1 rRNA gene is annotated in these 1,534 nt (G+C 55.7%); it reads right to left on the bottom strand.

The features are described 5' to 3' along the window. Positions 1-1,534: ribosomal RNA gene (locus tag ACO5R6_RS07645) — 23S ribosomal RNA — on the bottom strand; the annotation flags it as partial.

The raw sequence follows: 1,534 nt of genomic DNA, 5'->3' as shown, positions 1-1,534 counted from the left end.
TTGTGCCTTTACACTCGTACGATGATTTCCAACCACCGCGAGGAGACCTTCGCGCGCCTCCGTTACCCTTTAGGAGGCGACCGCCCCAGTCAAACCGCCCGCCAATCACTGTCCCCCTTCCGGCTTCACGGACCGGAGTTAGAAATCCCATCCGCCAGGGCCGGTATTTCACCATCGGCTCCACGCACGCTGACGCGCACGCTTCAGTGCCTCCCGGCTATCCTACACATGGCGGATAGAATCCCAGTGATAAGCTGCGGTGAAGGTTCACGGGGTCTTTCCGTCTAATTACGGGTATCCGGCTTCTTTACCGGAATATAAGTTTCACCGAGTCCCGCGTTGAGACAGCGCCCAGAATCGTTACACCATTCGTGCGGGTCGGAACTTACCCGACAAGGAATTTCGCTACCTTAGGACCGTTATAGTTACGGCCGCCGTTTACCGGGGCTTCAATTCAAAGCTTCACATTGCTGTTAACCTCTCCTCTTAACCTTCCGGTACCGGGCAGGTGTCACCACCTATACGTCCCATTGCTGGTTCGCAGATGGCTGTGTTTTTGATAAACAGTCGCCTGGGCCTGCTTTCTGCCGCTCACATCCTTATCAGCGTGAGCCACACTTCTTCCGAAGTTACGTGTGCTTTTTGCCGAGTTCCTTAACGCGGGGTCGCTCGTGCGCCTTAGATTACTCATCCTGCCTGCGTGTGTCCGTTTCCGGTACGGTCCGACTCAGCCTATCTTTAGACAGTATTTCCCGGCACCCTGATTACGTCCGCTTCGCTTCGCCTGCGCTCCGCTCCCCGTAACGGCTCAGCTCAAGGGCTCTTTTAACCGCCCTCTCAACACCTTACCGCTTGGACAGAAACTACCGTTCTTCTGCCGGATTTCACCTCATGCGTCCTGCCTTCAAAACTGAATCGGGTATCGGATTTTGAACCGATTTCCCATCGACTACGACTTTCGTCCTCGCCTTAGGGGCCGACTTACCCCGGGCAGATTGCCTTTACCCGGGAATCCTCAGGCTTTCGGCGGACGGGAATCTCACCCGTCTTTTCGTTACTTGTGCCTGCATTCTCTCTTCCGCTTCCTCCAGCGCCCCTCACAGGTACGCCTTCTCCGGTTAGCGCAATGCTCCCCTACCGCCCGCATCACAAGATGCGGACCCGCGGCTTCGGTATAACGCTTAGCCCCGTTACATTGTCTGCGCACGCCTGCTCGACCAGTGAGCTGTTACGCACTCTTTTAAGGAATGGCTGCTTCTGAGCCAACCTCCTGGCTGTCTGTGCAAACGCACCTCATTTCACACTGAGCGTTATTTTGGGACCTTTGCCGGCGGTCCGGGCTGTTTCCCTCTCGACTATGAACCTTGGAGCACACAGTCTCACTCCCATGCGTTGGCGGATGGCATTCTGAGTTCGATTGGTGTCGGTAGACTGTGACGCCCCCTATCCCATCCGGTGCTTTACCTCCTTCCGCTTTGCATGAGGCTGTCCCTAAAGGCATTTCGGGGAGAGCCAGCTATTTCCAGGTTTGTTT

It is taken from the genome of Shuttleworthella sp., assembly GCF_057251025.1.
This window is presented reverse-complemented; position numbering and strand designations above follow the sequence as displayed.